This window comes from Paenibacillus sp. FSL M8-0142, assembly GCF_038597315.1.
In the GTDB taxonomy this organism is placed as follows: domain Bacteria; phylum Bacillota; class Bacilli; order Paenibacillales; family Paenibacillaceae; genus Paenibacillus_AQ; species Paenibacillus_AQ lactis.
The window spans coordinates 374,113-392,741 of the sequence record NZ_CP152008.1; the positions used below are offsets into that span (position 1 = coordinate 374,113).

16 protein-coding genes are annotated in these 18,629 nt (G+C 54.1%); 11 read left to right on the plus strand and 5 right to left on the minus strand.

The window, feature by feature from the left end:
• Positions 1-98 precede the first annotated feature (98 nt).
• The gene (locus NSQ46_RS01655) at positions 99-551 is read left to right on the plus strand and encodes a hypothetical protein (RefSeq protein WP_340898546.1); all 453 of its coding nucleotides are present in this window, start codon (positions 99-101) and stop codon (positions 549-551) included.
• 203 nt (positions 552-754) lie between these two features.
• On the opposite strand, the gene NSQ46_RS01660 is transcribed toward NSQ46_RS01655, so the two are convergent.
• Positions 755-2,308 (minus strand): FAD-dependent oxidoreductase, encoded by a 1,554-nt coding sequence (locus NSQ46_RS01660; protein ID WP_340898547.1) that lies wholly within the window; start codon positions 2,306-2,308, stop codon positions 755-757.
• Between the two features lie 241 nt (positions 2,309-2,549).
• Here NSQ46_RS01660 and NSQ46_RS01665 point away from each other — a divergent pair, with 241 nt between their 5' ends.
• The 4 genes from NSQ46_RS01665 (at position 2,550) to NSQ46_RS01680 (ending at position 7,151) form a co-directional block, all read left to right on the plus strand.
• Positions 2,550-3,911, plus strand: a complete 1,362-nt coding sequence (locus tag NSQ46_RS01665) for a spore germination protein (RefSeq protein WP_340898549.1) — start codon at positions 2,550-2,552, stop codon at positions 3,909-3,911.
• Positions 3,904-5,016, plus strand: a complete 1,113-nt coding sequence (locus tag NSQ46_RS01670) for a GerAB/ArcD/ProY family transporter (protein WP_340898552.1) — start codon at positions 3,904-3,906, stop codon at positions 5,014-5,016. Before NSQ46_RS01665 ends, NSQ46_RS01670 begins: the two co-directional genes overlap by 8 nt.
• Positions 5,013-6,122: a Ger(x)C family spore germination protein gene (locus NSQ46_RS01675; protein ID WP_340898554.1), complete on the plus strand. Its 1,110-nt coding sequence runs from the start codon at positions 5,013-5,015 to the stop codon at positions 6,120-6,122. Before NSQ46_RS01670 ends, NSQ46_RS01675 begins: the two co-directional genes overlap by 4 nt.
• Before the next feature lie 84 nt (positions 6,123-6,206).
• On the plus strand, positions 6,207-7,151 hold the full coding sequence (locus NSQ46_RS01680) for an aldo/keto reductase family protein (protein WP_007128858.1): 945 nt from the start codon (positions 6,207-6,209) through the stop codon (positions 7,149-7,151).
• Here NSQ46_RS01680 and NSQ46_RS01685 read toward each other — a convergent pair.
• The 4 genes from NSQ46_RS01685 to NSQ46_RS01700 all read right to left on the minus strand — a co-directional run bounded on the left by NSQ46_RS01685 (position 7,148) and on the right by NSQ46_RS01700 (position 11,307).
• On the minus strand, positions 7,148-8,260 hold the full coding sequence (locus tag NSQ46_RS01685) for a diguanylate cyclase (protein WP_341342529.1): 1,113 nt from the start codon (positions 8,258-8,260) through the stop codon (positions 7,148-7,150). The two genes, NSQ46_RS01680 and NSQ46_RS01685, sit on opposite strands and share 4 nt — an antisense overlap.
• A gap of 121 nt (positions 8,261-8,381) precedes the next feature.
• On the minus strand, positions 8,382-9,479 hold the full coding sequence (locus NSQ46_RS01690; protein ID WP_007128856.1) for a HAMP domain-containing sensor histidine kinase: 1,098 nt from the start codon (positions 9,477-9,479) through the stop codon (positions 8,382-8,384).
• Positions 9,472-10,167, minus strand: a complete 696-nt coding sequence (locus NSQ46_RS01695; protein WP_342576193.1) for a response regulator transcription factor — start codon at positions 10,165-10,167, stop codon at positions 9,472-9,474. Before NSQ46_RS01695 ends, NSQ46_RS01690 begins: the two co-directional genes overlap by 8 nt.
• A 129-nt stretch (positions 10,168-10,296) precedes the next feature.
• Complete coding sequence (locus NSQ46_RS01700; protein ID WP_341342528.1) at positions 10,297-11,307, minus strand: D-alanyl-D-alanine carboxypeptidase family protein; 1,011 nt, start codon at positions 11,305-11,307, stop codon at positions 10,297-10,299.
• A 199-nt stretch (positions 11,308-11,506) separates the two neighbouring features.
• Between NSQ46_RS01700 and NSQ46_RS01705 the strand changes: the two genes are divergently transcribed.
• The 6 genes from NSQ46_RS01705 to NSQ46_RS01730 all read left to right on the plus strand — a co-directional run bounded on the left by NSQ46_RS01705 (position 11,507) and on the right by NSQ46_RS01730 (position 18,623).
• Complete coding sequence (locus NSQ46_RS01705) at positions 11,507-11,902, plus strand: transcriptional repressor (protein ID WP_007128853.1); 396 nt, start codon at positions 11,507-11,509, stop codon at positions 11,900-11,902.
• Positions 11,878-12,693 carry a winged helix family transcriptional regulator gene (locus tag NSQ46_RS01710; RefSeq protein WP_007128852.1) on the plus strand — a complete coding sequence of 272 codons (816 nt, stop codon included), beginning with the start codon at positions 11,878-11,880 and terminating at the stop codon, positions 12,691-12,693. Before NSQ46_RS01705 ends, NSQ46_RS01710 begins: the two co-directional genes overlap by 25 nt.
• Positions 12,694-12,890: 197 nt before the next feature.
• The gene (locus NSQ46_RS01715) at positions 12,891-14,360 is read left to right on the plus strand and encodes a catalase (RefSeq protein WP_210094031.1); all 1,470 of its coding nucleotides are present in this window, start codon (positions 12,891-12,893) and stop codon (positions 14,358-14,360) included.
• Positions 14,361-14,869: 509 nt separating this feature from the next.
• A complete protein-coding gene (locus tag NSQ46_RS01720) occupies positions 14,870-16,855 on the plus strand; it encodes a methyl-accepting chemotaxis protein (RefSeq protein WP_210094030.1) in 1,986 nt (661 codons plus the stop codon).
• 200 nt (positions 16,856-17,055) lie between these two features.
• Positions 17,056-17,874, plus strand: coding sequence for a uroporphyrinogen-III synthase (locus NSQ46_RS01725; protein ID WP_342576195.1), 819 nt, complete (start codon positions 17,056-17,058; stop codon positions 17,872-17,874).
• Positions 17,875-17,984: 110 nt separating this feature from the next.
• Positions 17,985-18,623, plus strand: coding sequence for a ThuA domain-containing protein (locus NSQ46_RS01730; protein WP_210094028.1), 639 nt, complete (start codon positions 17,985-17,987; stop codon positions 18,621-18,623).
• Positions 18,624-18,629: the final 6 nt, after the last annotated feature.

Genomic DNA, 18,629 nt, shown 5'->3' on the forward strand with positions numbered 1-18,629 from the left:
AGCCCGTAACAGCAAGCTGAACAGCATATTTCTTGTTGCAATTTCATAGGGTTCTACTATAATGTTGTTTATACTTTTTAAGGGAGCCATGATCATTATTGAATAAGTCTGAACTGAACCGCATTACGCAAGAGCTTCTACGTCGGTCGGGCAGCAGCGTTACCGTACAGCTGGACGGCTATTTCCCGGGGGGCCGGTTAGTCGGAGGGAAATATGCCATAGGCGATCACAGCGTGACCATGTATACGGAGGTCATTCGCCAGCAGTGCCTGCAATTGTTCGGATCGCTTGAACAGGTGTACGCTTATTATGCTGTCGTCTTCGCGCATGAACTGGGTCATTCGATGGACGGCCAATTATCCGAGCTGTGCGATCTGCTGGATTCATCGGTTGATGAATGGGAAGACATGCGGATCCTGCGGCAAATTGAGGAGAATGCCTGGAATCTTGCGATGCCTTGGATAAGCGACGTGGATTCGTCCCTGGTGAAGGTTATCGTGGATCAATCGCTCGAGGCATATCGGGAAGAACCGGCAACCGTTAGCGCCTAATTCATGCTGAACTGTCGTCGGCCGAAATTCCATGCTGGACGTCTTACAAATACATGAAGGCACCCGTAAGGGGTGCCTTTTTTGCATGCTTTTGAATGAGAAAAACAGAACGCAACACGTGGACAGACAGCCATTTGCCCCATCAACTGCAAATGACCTAGCCAGCGTTGAACCTGCTTATCCATCTGGTTCTGCGTTATGGATCAGCTCTCCGGGTCCAGCTGCTTGAGCGGCTCAGTCGCCGGTCCCTCCAGCACTTCGCCGTTATAGCCGTATCTGGAACCGTGACAAGGACAGTCCCAGGAACGCTCGCCCTCGTTCCACTCTACTTCGCAGCCCATATGCGTGCAGGTGGTGTCCACCAGAAACAGTTTGCCCTCTTCATCCTTATAAGCGCCGGCGCGCTGCCCGTTATGGCGGACCACGGCGCCTTCTCCGTTCTGAAGCGTGGACATATCCGCATCGGACATATCCACTTTGCCGGACACCAGATCCTTCGCAACGGCCGCATTTTGAACGATAAAGGTTTTAATGGACGGATCCGCCTTAAACCGGGACGGGCTGAATAATTCGGCGTACCGGTTGTCGGCTTCAAGGATGTGATCGCTGATGATGTGGGCCGCTAGCGTGCTTGTCGTCATGCCCCACTTCCGGTATCCCGTTGCTACCAGGATTCGGTCCTCGTCCGCTGTGATCGGCCCGATATACGGGACATTATCCAGCGTGATCAAATCCTGTGCGGACCAGCGGTAAGGGATGGAGATTGCCCCCAGCAGATTTCCTGCGAACACCTCCAGGTTCTCATAATGCTGATGGGTACAGATGCTGCGGCCTGTCGCATGATTCTCCCCGCCGACAATGACGAGCTCTTCGCCCTGGTACGATGCGGACCGAAGGGAACGGGTCGGATTGTCCACGCTCAAATACATGCCGCCCGGATACGCGGTCTCCGGCTTAACCGCAATGGCATAGGAACGTTCGACGTGCAGCCTGGAGAAATAGAGGCCCTTGCCGTCATGAAAAGGGAAGTGCGAGGCGGACACCGCGTATTTGCACGTGATGCGATGATTGCCCCGTTTGGTCTGCAGCGACAGCGGACCATCGGTCTCAATCTTTCCTCCAATGGTCGTATTTTCATAAATGCGCCCGCCAAGCTTCAGAAACTCCTCGGTCAGATGCTTGACATAGTGCAGGGGATGGAACCGGTATTGTCCCGGCATTTTCACAGCTCCTGTTACCGGAATCGGCAATGGAAGCCGATCCGTCCATTCGCCTGGAATGTCCAGCTTCTCGTATGCCCGGTATTCCTGCTCCAGCTTCTCGAGCGTTTTGCCATCCTGCTCTGTATAGATGTAGGCATCCTCCAGCTTCAGTCCGAACTTGTCTTCCTCTCCGCCTACGATATCTCTTATAAACTCAATGGCTTCCCGGTTCGCTTCATAATAGAGGCGCGCCTGTTCCTCTCCAAAATGCTGGATCAGCTCATGGTAGATCTGTCCGTGCTGAGCCGTAACCTTCGCGGTCGTATAACCGGTCGTTCCGTTGAAGATTTTCCCCGCCTCAAGAAGTACGACATCCTTCCCGGCCTTTGCGAGCAAATAGGCGGTCGTAATGCCCGTTATGCCTGCGCCGACTACCGCGACGTCCGTTTCAATATCCTCCGCGAGCCGCGGAAAGGAAGGGAGCTCGGTCGTTGCTCTCCACAGCGATTCCGGATACCGGGGCAATTGATGATAAGATGTGCCCGATGGGTTCATCTGGATTCCTCCTTTAGTCTCTCTATAATTTCAGCTGCTGTTTCTCCAATACGCTTGTCCCCATTATTACCACAATAGACCAATTAGAAACGAGAAGACCGGCGTGAAAAATAGGGTGCTTTCCCGAAGCTTGCGAATCCCGGCAAACTTTTCTGGTTGATTGTTAATAATTTGGGACATTTGTACAGAAAATAGAAGGACATGAGCGGTTTGCTTGTCAATGATAAAGGAGGGATCGATCATGGCCACCGACCAAAAGCTGCAAGCCGAAGAAGCAAGGAAATGCCTGCAGGAGCAGTTGAAGAATATCGGGGATGTTGAGCAGCGTGAGCTGAAGAATGAGGAAGGGCATGCGCATCTCATCTATCTCAAAAGTATGTGCGACCCCATCCTAGTTAACGACAATTTGATCAACCGATTCTACGAGCTGAACTCCATGGAGCTGTTCGAGCGATTTATCCGGTCGTTCCCGTCAAGCCTGGAGCCTAAGGATAAGCAGGAGCTGCTGCGCAATATGCTTAGAGGCTGCGTTGCGATCTTCATCCGCGACCGGGTGCTGCTGCTCGATGCCGTGCTGGTCAATGCTGGACCCGTCCAACCGGCAAGCACGGAGAATGTAATGCAGGGACCGGACGATTCCTTTACGGAAAATATCGAGGTGAATCTCAACTTGATCCGTCACCGTTATCAGACGACGGACTTAAAGACGGAGTTCATGACGGTCGGTCGGATCTCCCAAACCCGGCTCATTATTATGTATGACGAAGCGAAAGTAGATCACTCGGTGCTGAAGGAGCTGAAGAAGCGGCTATCCGAGCTCAAGACGGATATCATTCAGTCTGCTTCTGAGATTGAGCGGCATACGATGCATCCGAAATTGCGGCTGTTTCCGACATTGATGCTCACCGAGCGTCCGGACCGGGCCGTGCTGAACATATCGCAGGGGAAGATATGCGTGCTTATGGACTCCACCGGGTACGTCTTAGTGCTCCCGGCCATCTTTAATGATTTCTTCACGGCGATGGACGACAAGACCCAGCTGCCGCCCATTGGCTGGTTCCTGAAGGCTATCCGGTATATCGCCCTGTTCATTACGGTCATGATGCCGAGTTTGTACGTAGCTTTTACATCGTACAATCCGGAAATTCTGAAGATGCAGATTACGCTGCTGATTGCGGGAAGCCGGGCAACGGTACCCTATCCGTCCTCCTTCGAGGTCATCTTCATGCTGCTGGCGATGGAATTTCTCGTCGAGGCGAGCGTCCGCCTTCCGAAAGCGGTCAGCCAGTCGGCCACAACGGTAGGCGGTCTTATCTTGGGCACGGCCGCTACGGAAGCCGGCCTGGTCAGCAACGTCATGATTATTCTCGTTGCGGCGGTGGCTATTACGAACTTCGTGATTCCAATTACGATGATGAGCATGGGGATCCGCGTTACTAAATACTTATTCATTGTCCTATCCACCTTCTTCGGCCTGGTCGGCATCGTCCTTGGGATCGTCTCGCTGATCATGTACCTGACCAGTCTGCGCTCCTTCGGTAAGCCGTATCTGAAGATGTTTGCGATCGAGTGGAGAAGGAAGGGAGATCAGCAGAGTGGTTAGGAACAAATACTTCTACTATCTCTTTCTGCTCAATGCTTCGATCAACCTGATCAACTATGTGCCTCGCATCCTGATCCAGGACCGGTTCGACGGAGTGCTGATGTCCATCCTGATCGCGGTCCCGGCCGGATCGATCCTGATGTATGTCTTCGCCAAGATACTACAACGATTTCCGGGAGAAGGGCTGCCGGAAATCTTCCATTCGGTGTTTCCGGTTTGGATTTCGGGTTTGCTGTTGGTATTGTATGGACTGGGATGGTACTTTTCCAGCGCAATTACGCTGATTAGTTTCATGGATATCACGTCCCGCTACATCAGCCCGGACGTATCGCCTTATATCGTTCTGACCGGATTTCTCGTCGTTGTCGGTCTAAGCGCAAGGCTGGATTCGGAATCGCTGCTCTACGCGCTGGAAATGGTGCTGTACATAACGATGCCGCTGATTGCCTATATGGCTTGGAGAGTCTACAGTAATCCGTATTTCAGCTGGGATTCCGTAAGGCAAATTATGACTTACGCCTGGAATATGCCGAATTACCGCACTGTAGCCGCAGCGACTTATATTTATACCGGCTACATCAACATGGTGGTCTTCAACCGGATCTTCCGCCGATTCAAAGTCAGGTACATGTTCTCGATCATCCTGGTAAGCATCGTATCTCTGTTCATATCGCTCTTTGGGCCGATCGGGATTCTGGGAGCCAATGGAGCAGGCGAGCATGTCTATCCCGCTTTCTCGACGGTCGATGCGCTCCGAATCCGGTATTTTATTATTGAGCGGATGATCTATGTGTTCTTTGTCGTCTATATGATCCTGTCTCTGATGAACTCGATTATCCACTGGCATGTGGGGAAAGAGCTGGTTCTGGGAGGATTTAAGCTGGAAGGCGAGAAGCCCTCGCTGCTGCCTAAGAAACGGAAGGCGGAGTGGTGGGTTCTGGCCCTTTTCGCCGTCGTTATTTTCGTGCTGGCCACGGTTATCAATCAGTATACGCTCAATGATATGGCGATTGTGTTCCTGGACGTCCGGTTTGCGGGTGAAATCCTGCTCGTCATTCTTTTGATCTACGCCGCAATAAGAAGAGGAAGGAGGAGGAGGGCGTGAAATCCTTGAAAACGTGGTATACGCTCCTTATCTGCGGTTCGATTATGATACTCGGCGGGTGCGAATTTCGGGATATCGATCTTCGGCTCTTCGTCGTAGCGATCGGCATCGACGTCTCGGAGACGAATCCGGACATGAACCGGTTCAGCTTTAAAATCGCGATCCCTACAGGCGATCCGAAATCGGGGGACGTCAAAACCGTGCTGATTACGCAGGAATCCACCAGCATCGCGGAGGCGATCCGGGAGGCGAAGTCCAAAGTGGACAAGGAGCTGGACTTCGGTCATTGCAAAGGGGTCTTGTACGGGGAGGCGTATGCCCGGCAGGATATCGGCAAAATTCAGGACTGGACCGTCCGAAGGCGGGATATGCAGCTCCTGATGTATCCGGCCGTTGCCATTCCGACGGCCGAGGCGGTCCTGAAGGTGCAGCCCGCGACGGAGCGGATCGCCGGGAACGCTATTTTTCTGGCGCTTAGCGAGGATGGGACAGAATCGCCTTTCATTGCAAAGACGTACTCCTTCGATTTAAGCAGGCGGATGACGGAAACCGGGGAGGATCCCGTCATGCCGGTCATTGAAGCGACCGGGAAGGAGATTTTGAACATTGACAAGGTTGCCTTATTGGACAAGAGCCGGGTGAAGACGATCCTGACGCGGGATGAGACAAGGCTGTATAACTTGCTGGACCAACGGCACTTAAGCACCAACTTCGGTATTAAAATCGAAGGGGAATTGTTCGAGGTGAACACGGACCGGACCCGAAGCCGCTATAAAATCAACGAATCCAAAGAGGGAGCGGAGACCATCGATTATAAGGTCAGCATCACGGCCATCCTGGAGGAGAAAGAGGATAAGGCGCCGATGACCCCTGCAGGACTCCGCAAAATTGAGAAGGAGTTCAACAAGGACCTGACCGAGTCGATTACCAAGCTGCTGGAGAAGATCCAGAAGACGGGACTGGATCCCTTGGGCTTCGGGCTGCGATACGGGGGTACCCACTGGAATAACGATACCGAAATGGAGAAGTGGGCTGAAATTTACCCGAGGGCCAAGTTCAATGTTCATGTCAAAATGACAATCAAGTCCACCGGCTACAAACGGTAAGCAGGGATTCCCTCCCTCTAGCGTACCGGAAAATGGTACAATACGGATGTAGGCATCAATCTCTGTAGAAGAGGAGGCTTGGATATGGAATTTCGAAGATTGGGCGGAAGCGGACTGAAGGTAAGCGAAATCAGTCTTGGAAGCTGGCTCACGTACGGCGGGTATGTAGAGCGTGATAATGCGGTGAAGTCGATTCAGACCGCCTACGGCCTCGGCGTGAACTTTTTTGATACGGCAAATGTGTACGCGCAGGGAGCGGCCGAAGTCGTCGTAGGCGAGACATTGCGAGCATTCCCGCGTGAATCCTACGTGCTGGCAACGAAGGTATTCGGCAAAATGGGCGACGGGCCCAACGATCAGGGGTTATCCCGCAAGCACATTATGGAGCAGTGCCATGCAAGCCTGAAGCGTCTTGGCACCGATTACGTTGATATTTACTACTGCCACCGGTTTCACGAGGAGACGCCGCTTGAAGAAACGCTGCGGGCGCTCGACGACCTCGTTCGGCAAGGGAAGGTGCTCTATGTCGGGGTCAGCATGTGGACGGCCGCCCAGATGGAAGCCGCTCTGGCGATCGCCGACCGTTACCTGCTGGACCGGATTGTGGTGAACCAGCCGCTGTATAACATGTTCGAGCGCAAGATCGAGGAAGAAATCATTCCGCTCGGCGAGAAGAAAGGCATCGGCCAGGTCGTATATTCCCCGCTCGCTCAAGGGGTGCTCACGGGCAAGTACAACGCCAAGCAGGATGTGCCTGAAGAGAGCCGGGCGTCCAAGCTGGGAGCGGATCGCCTCAAGATCAGCGAGGACCGCATTCGGAAGGTGCAATCGCTTGGGCGCATCGCGGACGAGCTCGGCATCACCGTCGGTCAGCTGGCTTTGGCGTGGATTTTGCGCCAGGACAACGTATCCAGCGCGCTCGTCGGCGCAAGCCGTCCCGAGCAGGTGGAGGAGAACGTCAAAGCATCCGGCATCAAGCTGACGCCGGATACGCTGTCCGCGATCGAGGATATCCTTAGTAACGCTTAACCCAGCATATAGTCATGGATTTCGGGGGCGGAACACACGCGGTTCCGCCCGTTGTTTTTGGCCCGGTACAGCTCTTGGTCGGCCTGCTCCATCAGCTGGCGGGCTTCCCTGGAGCGTATCGTGTCCGGATGGACCGCAACGCCGATCGATATCGTGATATGCAGCTTCGTGCCATCATCGAGCGTGAAGGCGTGACGCTCCACCGCGGCCCGGATCCGTTCGGCTAGGGCCGTCGTCTCGGCGATGGTGGCTTCCGGGACGAGGACCGAGAACTCCTCCCCGCCGTTGCGGGAAACCTCGTCGAACGAGCGGGCGTTATCCTTCAGCACCTTGCTCAGCTGCTGCAGAACGGCATCTCCGGCCGCATGGCCGTAGGTGTCGTTTATTTTTTTGAAATGGTCAATATCGATCATGAGCACCCCCAGACGTTCGCTGAAATGCTGGGCTTCCAGAAAGCGCTCGGACAGCAGCTGCTCAAATTGACGGAGATTGTTCAGGCTGGTCAAATAATCGGTTTCGGCGTATTTTTTCAATTGAAGAAACAGCTTATTGGATGTATGGATATACTCGGTCAGCATGTAGATGACCAGCGTGGCCAGCAGGGAGATAATCAGGTGTTGGGTAAATACGCTGAACACTTTATCGCGATCCGGAATGTTCGACGCAATCACAAAGAACAGCACGAGCATGCTCGCGATGGACATGGTCATCATTTTAGTCAGGCGGTCCCATCGGGCTAACGAGATAAGCCCGCAGATCATACCAATCACCAGCATTCCGGCGCCTGCTACAGCGGAGTAACCGGTCATGCCAAAGAGCAGCACACGCCCGACGGCCATTAACAATCCGGCAATCAGGGACGGGAGCCACCCGAGATAGCTGGCGATCACAATGATGGCGAGATGTCGTAAATCGGCGAAAAATCTCGGATCGATCGGAAATGAGTAATACATCAGAATGATCCCGTAGATTCCAAAGAGCACCCCGCCGCAGAGTTTAACGGAGCGGGAGGGCGAATCGAAGCCCGTTACGTATTGCCTGGACAGCAGGCCCGATACGTATAGAAAAGTTACGAGAATACAGAAGTTGGTAAACAGGATGTTGATCATGTAAGGGAGTCATTCCTTTCACGTAACCCTGAACAAATGCGCCCAGAGCGATAAGGACAGTCATCCCTATTTTATCGGAAAATAGATTATTCTGTCGAACAAAATCCAAATTTTGTGGCTTTCAGCTACCGTTTAGAGGGAGGCGCACTTCGAACATGGTCTGATCCGTATTGCTGGTCACCTCGATGCTTCCCTCATGGGCCTCCACGATCGATTTCACGATGGCAAGCCCCAGACCGGAGCCTCCGGTCTGGTCCGTACGGGATTCATCCGCCCGATAAAACCGTTCAAACAGGTGGGAGAGGGCATGCTGCGGAATAGGGGGTCCGTAATTGATCACCTGAACGACGGCACTCTTTCCGTCCCGGAACGCTTTCAGGTCGACCCTCCCGGCATCTTTGCCGTGGCGTACCGCGTTCGACAGCAGGTTCTCGAAGATTCGCATCAGCTTGTCGCCGTCGGCGGAGAGGCTGATCTTCTCCTCGGAAGGCGTAAACTGTACCTGCACGTCTCCCCTCACGGTTTGCCCGGTTAATGAAAAGTCGACTGCCAGCTGGCCCAGCAGCTCAACCAGGTTAATATCGGTACGATTCACAGGCGAATAACCGATCCGGGTATATTCGAACAGATCGTTGACCAGCCTGCCGAGCCGCAAAGACTTACTATAGGCGATATCGGTATAGTAGCGGAGCTCGACCTCGTCCTTGTAGCGGTCTTCGTTGACTAATCGCAAATAGCCGATGATTGAGGTCAGCGGCGTGCGGAGGTCGTGGGACACATTGCTGATCAGCTCGTTCTTGGACTGGACGGCCATCCGTTCTTCCTCCAGGGACAGCTTGAGCTGCTTGGCCATCTGGTTGATTTGGAGGGCCATCTGGCCGAGTTCGTCCCCGGAGCTTACCTTAATCTCCTGATCGAGCTCTCCGCGCGCCAGCCGCTCCGTGCCCTGCATCAATTGATTGATCTGCCGTATGGTGCTCTGGCTCATGAGCAGCACGACAAAAATGAAGATGATGATCCCGATGATGGTGGCAGCGACGGGAAAGCCGAACATATTTTCCAGCCTGCGGCTGATGTTGAACAGCGAGGTTACCCAAGGCTCCCGCCAGTATTCCCGGCCGATCACCTGCATGATTTTTTGGAAGCCGAACAGGATGGACAACGTCAAAGCCCCGCTCACAAAGAACAGGGTGATGATCTTCCACTGCAGCTTATGCATGGATTTTGTACCCTACGCCCCACACGGTCTGGATGAGCTTGTAGCCGAGCTCCTTCTCCAGCTTGTCCCGCAGGTTGCTGATATGGACCATGACGGTATTGTTGGAGACATAATATTTCTCCTTCCACACCTGCTGAAAGATGTCTTCGGCGCTGAAGATTCTTCCCGGCTGACGGGCGAGCAGGTACAGAATGTCGAACTCCCTGGCGGTCAAGGTGATCGGTCGGCCGTTCGCTTTGACCTCATGGGTCGTGCGGTTGATATCCAGGCCGTCGATTTGCAGGCGGTCGCTGTCCATCTGGGCGAGCCCCGTGTTGTATTGGGTGGAGCGGCGGATCAAGCTTTTCACGCGCGTGGTCAGCTCCAGCGGATTGAAAGGCTTGATCATATAGTCGTCGGCGCCGGTCATCAGGCCTAATATTTTGTCCATATCCTCGCTCTTGGCGCTCAGCATCAGAATCGGGATGGACGAGGTCTCCCTGATTTTGCGGCATGTGTCGATCCCGTTCAGTTTTGGCATCATAACATCCAAGATGACGAGATCCACCGATCCCTGATGCAGCTTCAGCTCAAGCAGCGCTTCTTCCCCGTCATGCGCTTGAATCACCCGGTATCCTTCATTCTCCAGGTAGATCGAGATCAATCCCGATATTTCCTTGTCATCGTCAACGATTAATACGCTTCTCACGTTTGAATCCTCCAGTAAATCCACATTAGATACGGCAGCTCATCCTATATATGTACCATTCCGTCGATGGAGTCGCTGCCCCTAAGGCAGGTATTCGGTCGGCGTCGTATCTCCTAGCAACAGTTTACCCTAAATATGGATGGAAAAAAGGCCTAATATTGCGTTTTGCCGTCTGAATCCGTAATCCATCAGCTTCTGAGTCTCCGTAAATCTCTGTTCGGCATGGCCGGTTCCAAGAACGACGGAGATAAGCCGGACCCCGTTCCGGGCCGCTGTTCCGGTGAAGCAATAGCCGGCGGAGCGGGTGTATCCGGTCTTAAAGCCGTCGCTGCCGTCATAGGCATACGGCTCGCCGGGAAGCATCAGATTGGTCGTGTGCAGCGAGATTCCCTTCTGCGGGATCGAAAGGTCGCGCTTGCTCGTCACCTCCACCACATCGGGATAGTTCTGAAGCAGCCACCTGGCGAGCATGGCTGCATCCCTTGCCGTCATGACCGTCTCGCCTTCGGAGGCCGCTTCGGGAAAGCCGCTCAAATCTTTGGCGGTAAGACCGGATGCATTGGCAAATACCGTCCGTCCTGACAGGCCGATCTCCCTAGCGCGGCGGTTCATGCTATCGACGAATTCGCGCTCGCTTCCGGCTAGATGCTCGGCGATGGCGATGGCGGCATCATTAGCCGAATGAATAATCAGCGCTTCTAACATTTCTCTAAGCGTATAGGTCTCCCCGGACTTCATGCCGACTTGGGAGCCGGGAGCTTTTTCGGCATAACGGCTGACGGCTACCGTCTCGTTCCAATCATGCCGTCCTGAAGAGACGGCATCCATGACCATGAGCTCGGTCATCATCTTGGCCATGCTTGCAGGTGGAAGCGGAAGATCGGCCCGCTGGGCATACAGCACCCTTCCGGTCTCGGCATGGATGAGAATGGCCGAACGGGCCTCGATCGCAGGCGGAATGAAGACTTTTACAATGTAAAAGAAGAGCAGGCTGACGCAAAGACCCAGGAACCACAGAGCCATGCCGGCTTGTCCCTTACGTCTTTCCGCCGGCTTCGACCGACGCGGGGAACGATACGGCAAAGAGTTATCAGCGCTCTGCCTTGAAGAAGAGAAACGCGACTTGGATACCGTTGCCATGACGGATGGATCGTCTCCTTTTTAGCGGATATGTACCGAAAATTGATATAAACCAGTGTAACCGCGCGAGCTAAAGGAATTGTAAATGGATTCTTAAGAAAACATAAAGATTACCAGCAATTGAGTATCTCGATAAGGTTGACCCTGACCAAAATAAGATTTATACTTGATCTAAAAATAAATTAAAAGGGTGAATACCTTGAAATCATTAAATCTAACCACACAGCGCCAAGCGGTATATGATGTGCTGCGGGAGTCGCATGACCATCCGACGGCTGCGGAGATCATGAACCGCCTGGTGGAGAAAGGATATAATCTTGCGTATGGGACGGTCTATAACTCCTTGCGCTATTTGACGGATAAGCAGCTGATCCGGGAGCTGAAGCTTGGCGAAAGCGCAAGCCGGTACGATGCCCGGACGGATGAGCATCAGCATATCATTTGCGAAGTGTGCGGCAAAGTCGACGAGGTCATGACGGAGGTGCCTAAGGATTGGGCGGACACCGTAGCAAGCGAAACCAGCTACGTCATCCATCATGCTCACGTTGTATTCGGGGGGGTGTGTCCAGAATGTCAAACCAAACGGAAGAAATAATGGAGATGGCGACCGTATATTCGTTTCCGGACTGGAAGACGACCAGCCTGTACCAGCATCCGGGAGCGGGTATGGCGATCGGCGATGCTTGTCCTACGACGATGCGCGCGGCGCTGTTAAGCCGGTCACCTGGACGGGTTCATGAAATGTTCATGACGCTGACGGAGAACTGCTTCGAGGTGATGATGTTCCGGAAGTGGGAGCCGCGTCTCCAGACGGCTCTGAACACCGGATTGATCATTGCGGACATGACCGGCTGCAGGGACATGGCTGCCTTCAGCAAAGAACGGGAGCTGCTGCTGCCGGAGCATCCTTCGATCCCGGTCCTCTATCTTGTTGGCGAGGAGCTTATGAGCAATGCCGGCGCTAGTCTGATGAACGAGGAGCTGATGGTCTGGCCGGCTCGCTCCAAGGATACGATGATGTACCAAGTGCAGCGGACGATCCGCCTGTTCGCCCCCGTCTCCGCTCCTGCCGGTGATGAGGAAGCTAAAGGTCTCGTATTTAAGGATCTGACCATTGATCGGGATAAAATGACGGTACATCGCGGGCAAGCTCCGATTCATCTCACCAAGACGGAGTACATGCTGCTTCTGCTGCTAATGGATAGCAAGGGGGCCGTCTGCACCCGCGAGGAGCTGATGAGCAAGATTTGGGACACGGATTTTATGGGCGGCAGCAATGTAGTTGACGTGCATATCAAGAGCTTGCGCAAGAAGCTGAGCGATAATGCGGGAGCACCACGCTATATCGCGACGGTACGTGGAGTAGGTTACCGCTTGGCGGACTAACCTCCTCCTTTTTTTCTGCTCACGGATCATTCATAAGAACTTCATCGAATGAACATGAATGCTCATTGGTCAATCACGCAACGCTCATCGAAGGTTCATGCGACACTCATGACCGGACAAATTCCGGGATGATACAATCATTTCATAGATTTAGATTCAGTCTAAAATCAATTATAGAAATGATGGAGGTTTTCCGCATGGATAGATTGACAACGAACCAAGGAGCTCCCGTAGGAGACAATCAGAATTCGAAGACCGCAGGCCGCCGCGGTCCTACGCTGCTGGAGGATTATCATCTGATTGAAAAGATCGCGCATTTTGACCGTGAACGGATTCCGGAGCGCGTCGTTCACGCCCGCGGAGCCGGGGCGCATGGCATCTTCGTCGTGGAGAATGACATGAAGCCGTACACCAAAGCGGCCTTCCTGCAGGAGATCGGGCAGGAGACGCCGGTCTTCGTTCGATTCTCTACCGTCATTCATGGAACAGGTTCCCCGGAAACGGCACGAGACCCGCGCGGCTTTGCCGTGAAGTTCTATACGGAGGAAGGCAACTACGATATCGTTGGTAATCATATCCCTGTCTTCTTTATCCGGGATGCCATCAAATTCCCTGATATGGTCCATTCCTTGAAGCCGGCTCCGGACAGCAACATTCAAGAGCCCGGACGGTATTGGGATTTCATGACGCTGTCCCCGGAATCCACGCATATGATGACCTGGGTGTTCTCCGATCATGGAACGCCGGCCAACTACCGTGAGCTGGACGGATTCAGCGTGCATGCATTCAAATGGGTCAACAGCGAAGGCAAAGTGACTTATGTGAAATATAAGTGGGAATCGCAGCAAGGGGTACGAACCCTGGATGCGGATGAGCTGGTTGAAGTGCAGGGCAAGGATTTCAACCATGCTACGCGGGATCTGCGCGAGCATATCGAGCAAGGCGACTTTCCGAAATGGCGTCTGGTGGTGCAATTGATGTCGCCGGAGGAGATGGACGATTTGCCTTTTGATCCCCTGGATCCAACGAAGGTATGGCCGGAGGACCGCTTCCCGTTCATTACGGTAGGCACCATGACCTTGAACCGCAATCCGCAAAATTTCTTCGCGGAAGTTGAACAGGCCGCTTTCTCGCCAAGCGCGCTGGTTCCCGGCATTGAGCCGTCGGAGGATAAGCTCCTTCAAGGACGTCTGTTCTCCTATCCGGATACGCAGCGTCACCGGCTGGGCGCCAACTACTTGCAAATTCCGATCAACTGTCCGTATGCACCGGTGCGCAACCATCAGCGCGACGGCCTGATGAACGTCAAGCAGGATCCGTCTCCGGTCAACTACGAGCCGAACAGCTATACGACCGGACCGGTCGAGGATCCATCCGTTCAGGAGAGCGAAGCGCCGCTTAGCGGTCATGTCGTTCGCCAGCGTATCGAGAAGACGGACGATTTCACCCAAGCCGGAGAGCTGTACCGCTCCTTCACCGAGCAGCAGAAAGACAATCTGCTCCGCAACCTGATTGCCGATCTGAGCCAGGTGAAGCAGGACATCCAACTGCGGGCCGTATGCAACTTCTACCGGGCGGATGCCGAATACGGAGCCAGACTGGCCGAGGGACTCGGCGTAGATCTGAGCGGCTTCATTCCGGCAGCAAATAAGCCGGAGTCTGTATAAACCGCGTCTTTAACGAAGGAAGGCATTACGGAATAACTTCTTGGTCGATTGTCCGCCAAAGAGCCAGAGCCTAACGGTCTGCTTCTTCCGCTGTGCAGGCCGTGAAGCCATCATATATAAAGAGGTGCCGATAAGATCATGAGATCTTTGGGGCGCCTCTTTTTTAGTTAAGGGGCGCTAGCGTATCGTTTCGGATCTTGCCGGGAGGATGGCTCCTTCCTTGGGAGGAGAACGCTCTAGCATGAATCGTTTCTCATCTTGCCGTTATCCCAATTTCTTGAGGTCAACCGTGAGCCGCTTCAAACAGGGTGTTTCAAGGACCGCTTCGCTTGTCCGTAACCCGCCGCTCGCACGGAGGACCATGGTCCAACTCAAGTCTCCCAATCTTAATTGTAAATAATTACCACATGTAGGATGTAACGATTCCTTTACCGGATGCCGATAAGTTGAAGGGAAGATTTTAGTTACGAGGGAGCGTTCTCCCTGCGGATTGAAAGGACAGGAACCATATGAAGACAAAGAGAACCAACCGGCTGCGGCGAAACATGATCATCACGTTTCTTGTGGTGCTGCTCGTTCCAAGCTTTGCGATCGGTTATATTACTTATCGCGATGCAAGTCATACCGTGGAGGAGGAAATTTTGCGCAGCGCATCGCGCAGCGTGGAGACGGCGAATGATGTCATCAACCAGACGATCGAAAATAAGATTCATGACCTGAGCTATTTCAGCGGGAAGATCAAAGGGGCCGCGGTCGATCAGGAGCTGGCATCGGGCAGCGAAACAGGACTCGCTGCGGTGCTGCGGCAATATTTGGGGCTGCACCCCGAAACGGTCGATATTTTTGCCGGGACAGCCCGGGGCGGCATTTTGAGAGCCTCTACAGAGGAGCTTCCTGAAGGATTTGACCCGAGACAGAGCGAGTGGTACAAGCTGGCCATCACCGCCAAGGGCGAACCGATTATTACGACGCCGTATGCATCACAGGCCGGATCGATGATCGTTGTGACGATTGCGCAGATGCTTCCAGACGGATCCGGCGTGGTCGGCATTGATTTGAACCTTACCCAGATCCGTGATCTGGTTGAAGTCAAGGTTGCACGCGAAGGCTATACCATGGTGCTGGATCAGGAGCAGCACTATTTATTTCACCCGGAATACGCGGCAGGGACGGATGCATTGGCGCAAGAGGCTTGGATCTCCCGCTTGTATGAGGAGCCGGAAGGGCACTTCCATTATGAGCATAACGGCGAGGACAAGCAATTGAATTACATTACCAATGAACGGACCGGATGGAAGATTGCCGGTACGATGTATTTCTCGGAGGTGGAAGATTCCGTCCGCGGCATCCGGAATACGATGGTATTGGTGATGGCGGTGTCTCTTCTTGGCGCGTTTGCGCTGGCCTTATGGAATATCCGCTCGGTGCTGAAGCCGATCCGCAAGCTGAGCAAGGCGACCGAAGTGATCAGCGACGGAGATTTGACTTATCGTATGAGCGGATTCAAGCGGGACGAAATCGGGGAATTGGCCGATCACTTCCAGGTTATGGTGGATAATCTGCGTGAAATGGTGCATGGCGTTATGGGGATGTCGGAGAATGTGTCCGCCTCGTCGGAGGAGCTGTCGGCTAATGCGATGCAAAACACAGCGGCCGTCCAGCATGTGACCTCCTCGATTCAGGAGGTGGCGGCAGGCAGCGAGAGCCAGCTCTTCGCCGTCGAGGAAATCGTAAAGCGGATGAATCAAGTATCGCAGCATGCCGATTCCATTGCCTCTCTCCTCGAGGTTATGAGAGGGGCCATGAATCAGACGGAAGAGCTGGCCCAGGAAGGGAATACGGCCGTGATCACGGCCGCGGCTACGATGCAGGACATCAACCATTCGATGGAAGAGCTCGGCGGCGTCATCAGCCAGCTGTCCGAGCGGTCGGAGCAGATTCGAGGCATCGTCGGGACGATTGGAGAGATTGCCAAGCAGACAAGCCTGCTTGCGCTTAATGCCTCGATTGAAGCATCGAGAGCGGGAGAACACGGCAGAGGCTTTGCTGTCGTGGCTGCGGAAATTCGCAGTCTGGCGCATCGCTCCGAGGCATCGGCACAGCATATCGCCGAGCTCATCGCCGCCATTTTGCAAGAGGTGAAGCGGACGAATGCGGTAATGGCATCGGCTCAGGAGAACGTTTCCGAAGGCGTCGGCGCGGCTGACCTGACCGGACGCTCCTTCTCCCGCATTAAGAAGGCGGTTCACAAGGTGACCGGGCAAGTAAGCGAAACCGCCGAGGCTGCGCGTCAGCTGGCGGGCGATGCGAATCAAGCGAGAACGGCTATTGATGCGATTCGGAATATCTCGGAGCAGACGTCGGGACGGACGCAATCCATATCAGCCGCTTCCGAGGAGCAGCTTGCCTCGATGGAAGAGGTAAGCGCGTCGGCGACGGATTTGAGCCGGCAGGCGGAGGAGCTTCAGGAGCTGGTCCGGCGTTTCAAGGTTTAGCAGCTATAGGAGGAGCGGGGCGTCTTGCAGCGCTTCGAGCTGAACGTTCAAGCAGCGAAGGGGATGCATTCCCTTCGCTGCTTTTTTATAAGGCTTGCTGCCGAAGTTTAAGACCAAAGTGACTTTCGCTCTGCGGATCGGGCCAGTATACTGGAGTCAAATGGCAGAACCTGCACACTCTAGGAGAGCGAGGCAAAATAATGGCACAGCATATGAAAGATCGGGTTGTGGCCCTGGCCGGCCCCCGCAAAGCGGAGGAAATGGCAAAGCTGGTGGAGAAGATGGGGGGAACCCCGCTGATTCGTCCGGCACAGGGAACGGTTTTTTTGGATGATGAGGTACTGCGTGAATCGATTGAGGATTGGCTTAAAGAGCCCGCACCGCCATGGGCGATATTTACGACGGGCATTGGCCTTGAGGCCATCTATGATATGGCGGAGCAGATGGGCACTTTGGACCGGTTGAATGCAACGCTTACGCAAACAACCATTGCCGCGCGCGGTTACAAAACGGTGAACGCGTTGAAAAAAAGAGGGCTTACGCCCATCGTAAGAGATGATGACGGCAGCACATCCGGCCTCATTCGGGCGCTTGCGCCGTTTGATCTGGCAGGCCAGCGCGTCATCCTCCAGCTGCATGGCGAATCCGCGCCTAAGCTTGTGGAATGGCTGGAGAGCCGGGGCGCTCAGGTGGAGCCGATCTTGCCGTATAAGCATATACCGCCGCGGGAGGAAGACATCTCGTTGCTGGTGGACGAAATTATCCAGGGCAAGGTGGATGCCGTTGCGTTCACCAGTGCGCCGCAATTCCGGTTTCTGGCTGATTTCGCCAAGGATCACGGCAAGCTCGAAGCGGTGCTGGAGGCATTCCGCGGGCCAGTGATCGCCGTTGCCGTCGGCAAGGTAACGGCGCAGGGGCTGCGCGAGGAAGGGATCACGCGCCTGCTTGTCCCCGAAGATGAGCGCATGGGCAGCATGATGGTCGAGCTCGGTCGATATTTTGCCCAATCAGCGAATTAATGGCATGATAGGGGAGGGAGACGGGCGTGTCTTCCGGATTGATTCTTAGGCTCGTGCATGTAATGGACCATCGCGTGTAATATTGTAAGTAGTAAATAGGAGGATGCCCCATGGATAAAAGAAAAGCACTGCTGCTAGGCAGCTATACCCACCCCAAGTTTCACCCGCTCCAAGGGATCGATAAACAAGTAACACATCTTTTAAACGACATGTTCACGGTGCAATGCACCGAAAATCATAAAATGCTCCACGAGAGCAATCTGTATCCCTATGAGCTGTGCATTGCCTACAGCGACTTGTGGGATGAACGCGTATCTCCCCGGCAGACGGCGGGCCTGCTGTCCTATGTCAGCGGCGGCGGCGGCCTGCTTGTCATTCATAACGGCATTACGCTGGCTAACCGGTATGAGCTGGCCCAGCTCATCGGAGCGCGGTTTGACGGCCATCCGCCGATGGATAAGCTGTATTTCGTTCCCGCCGAGAACGATCTTGATATTACGGAAGGCGTGGAGCCGTTTGTATTGGATGAGGAACCGTATCGCTTCACCTTTAGCCCGTTTACGGAAAAAACGGTGCTGCTGCACTACGAGTATGAAGGTCAGCAGTGGCCGGCCGCTTGGTGCCATACGTACGGAATCGGCCGGGTGGTCTTTGTCATGCCGGGCCATCATGAGCCGAGCTTCCTTCAGCCGCAGCTTCGGAGGCTCATCACGCAGGCCGCCAAATGGGCGGCGCGCGTTCCGGGCTAAATCATA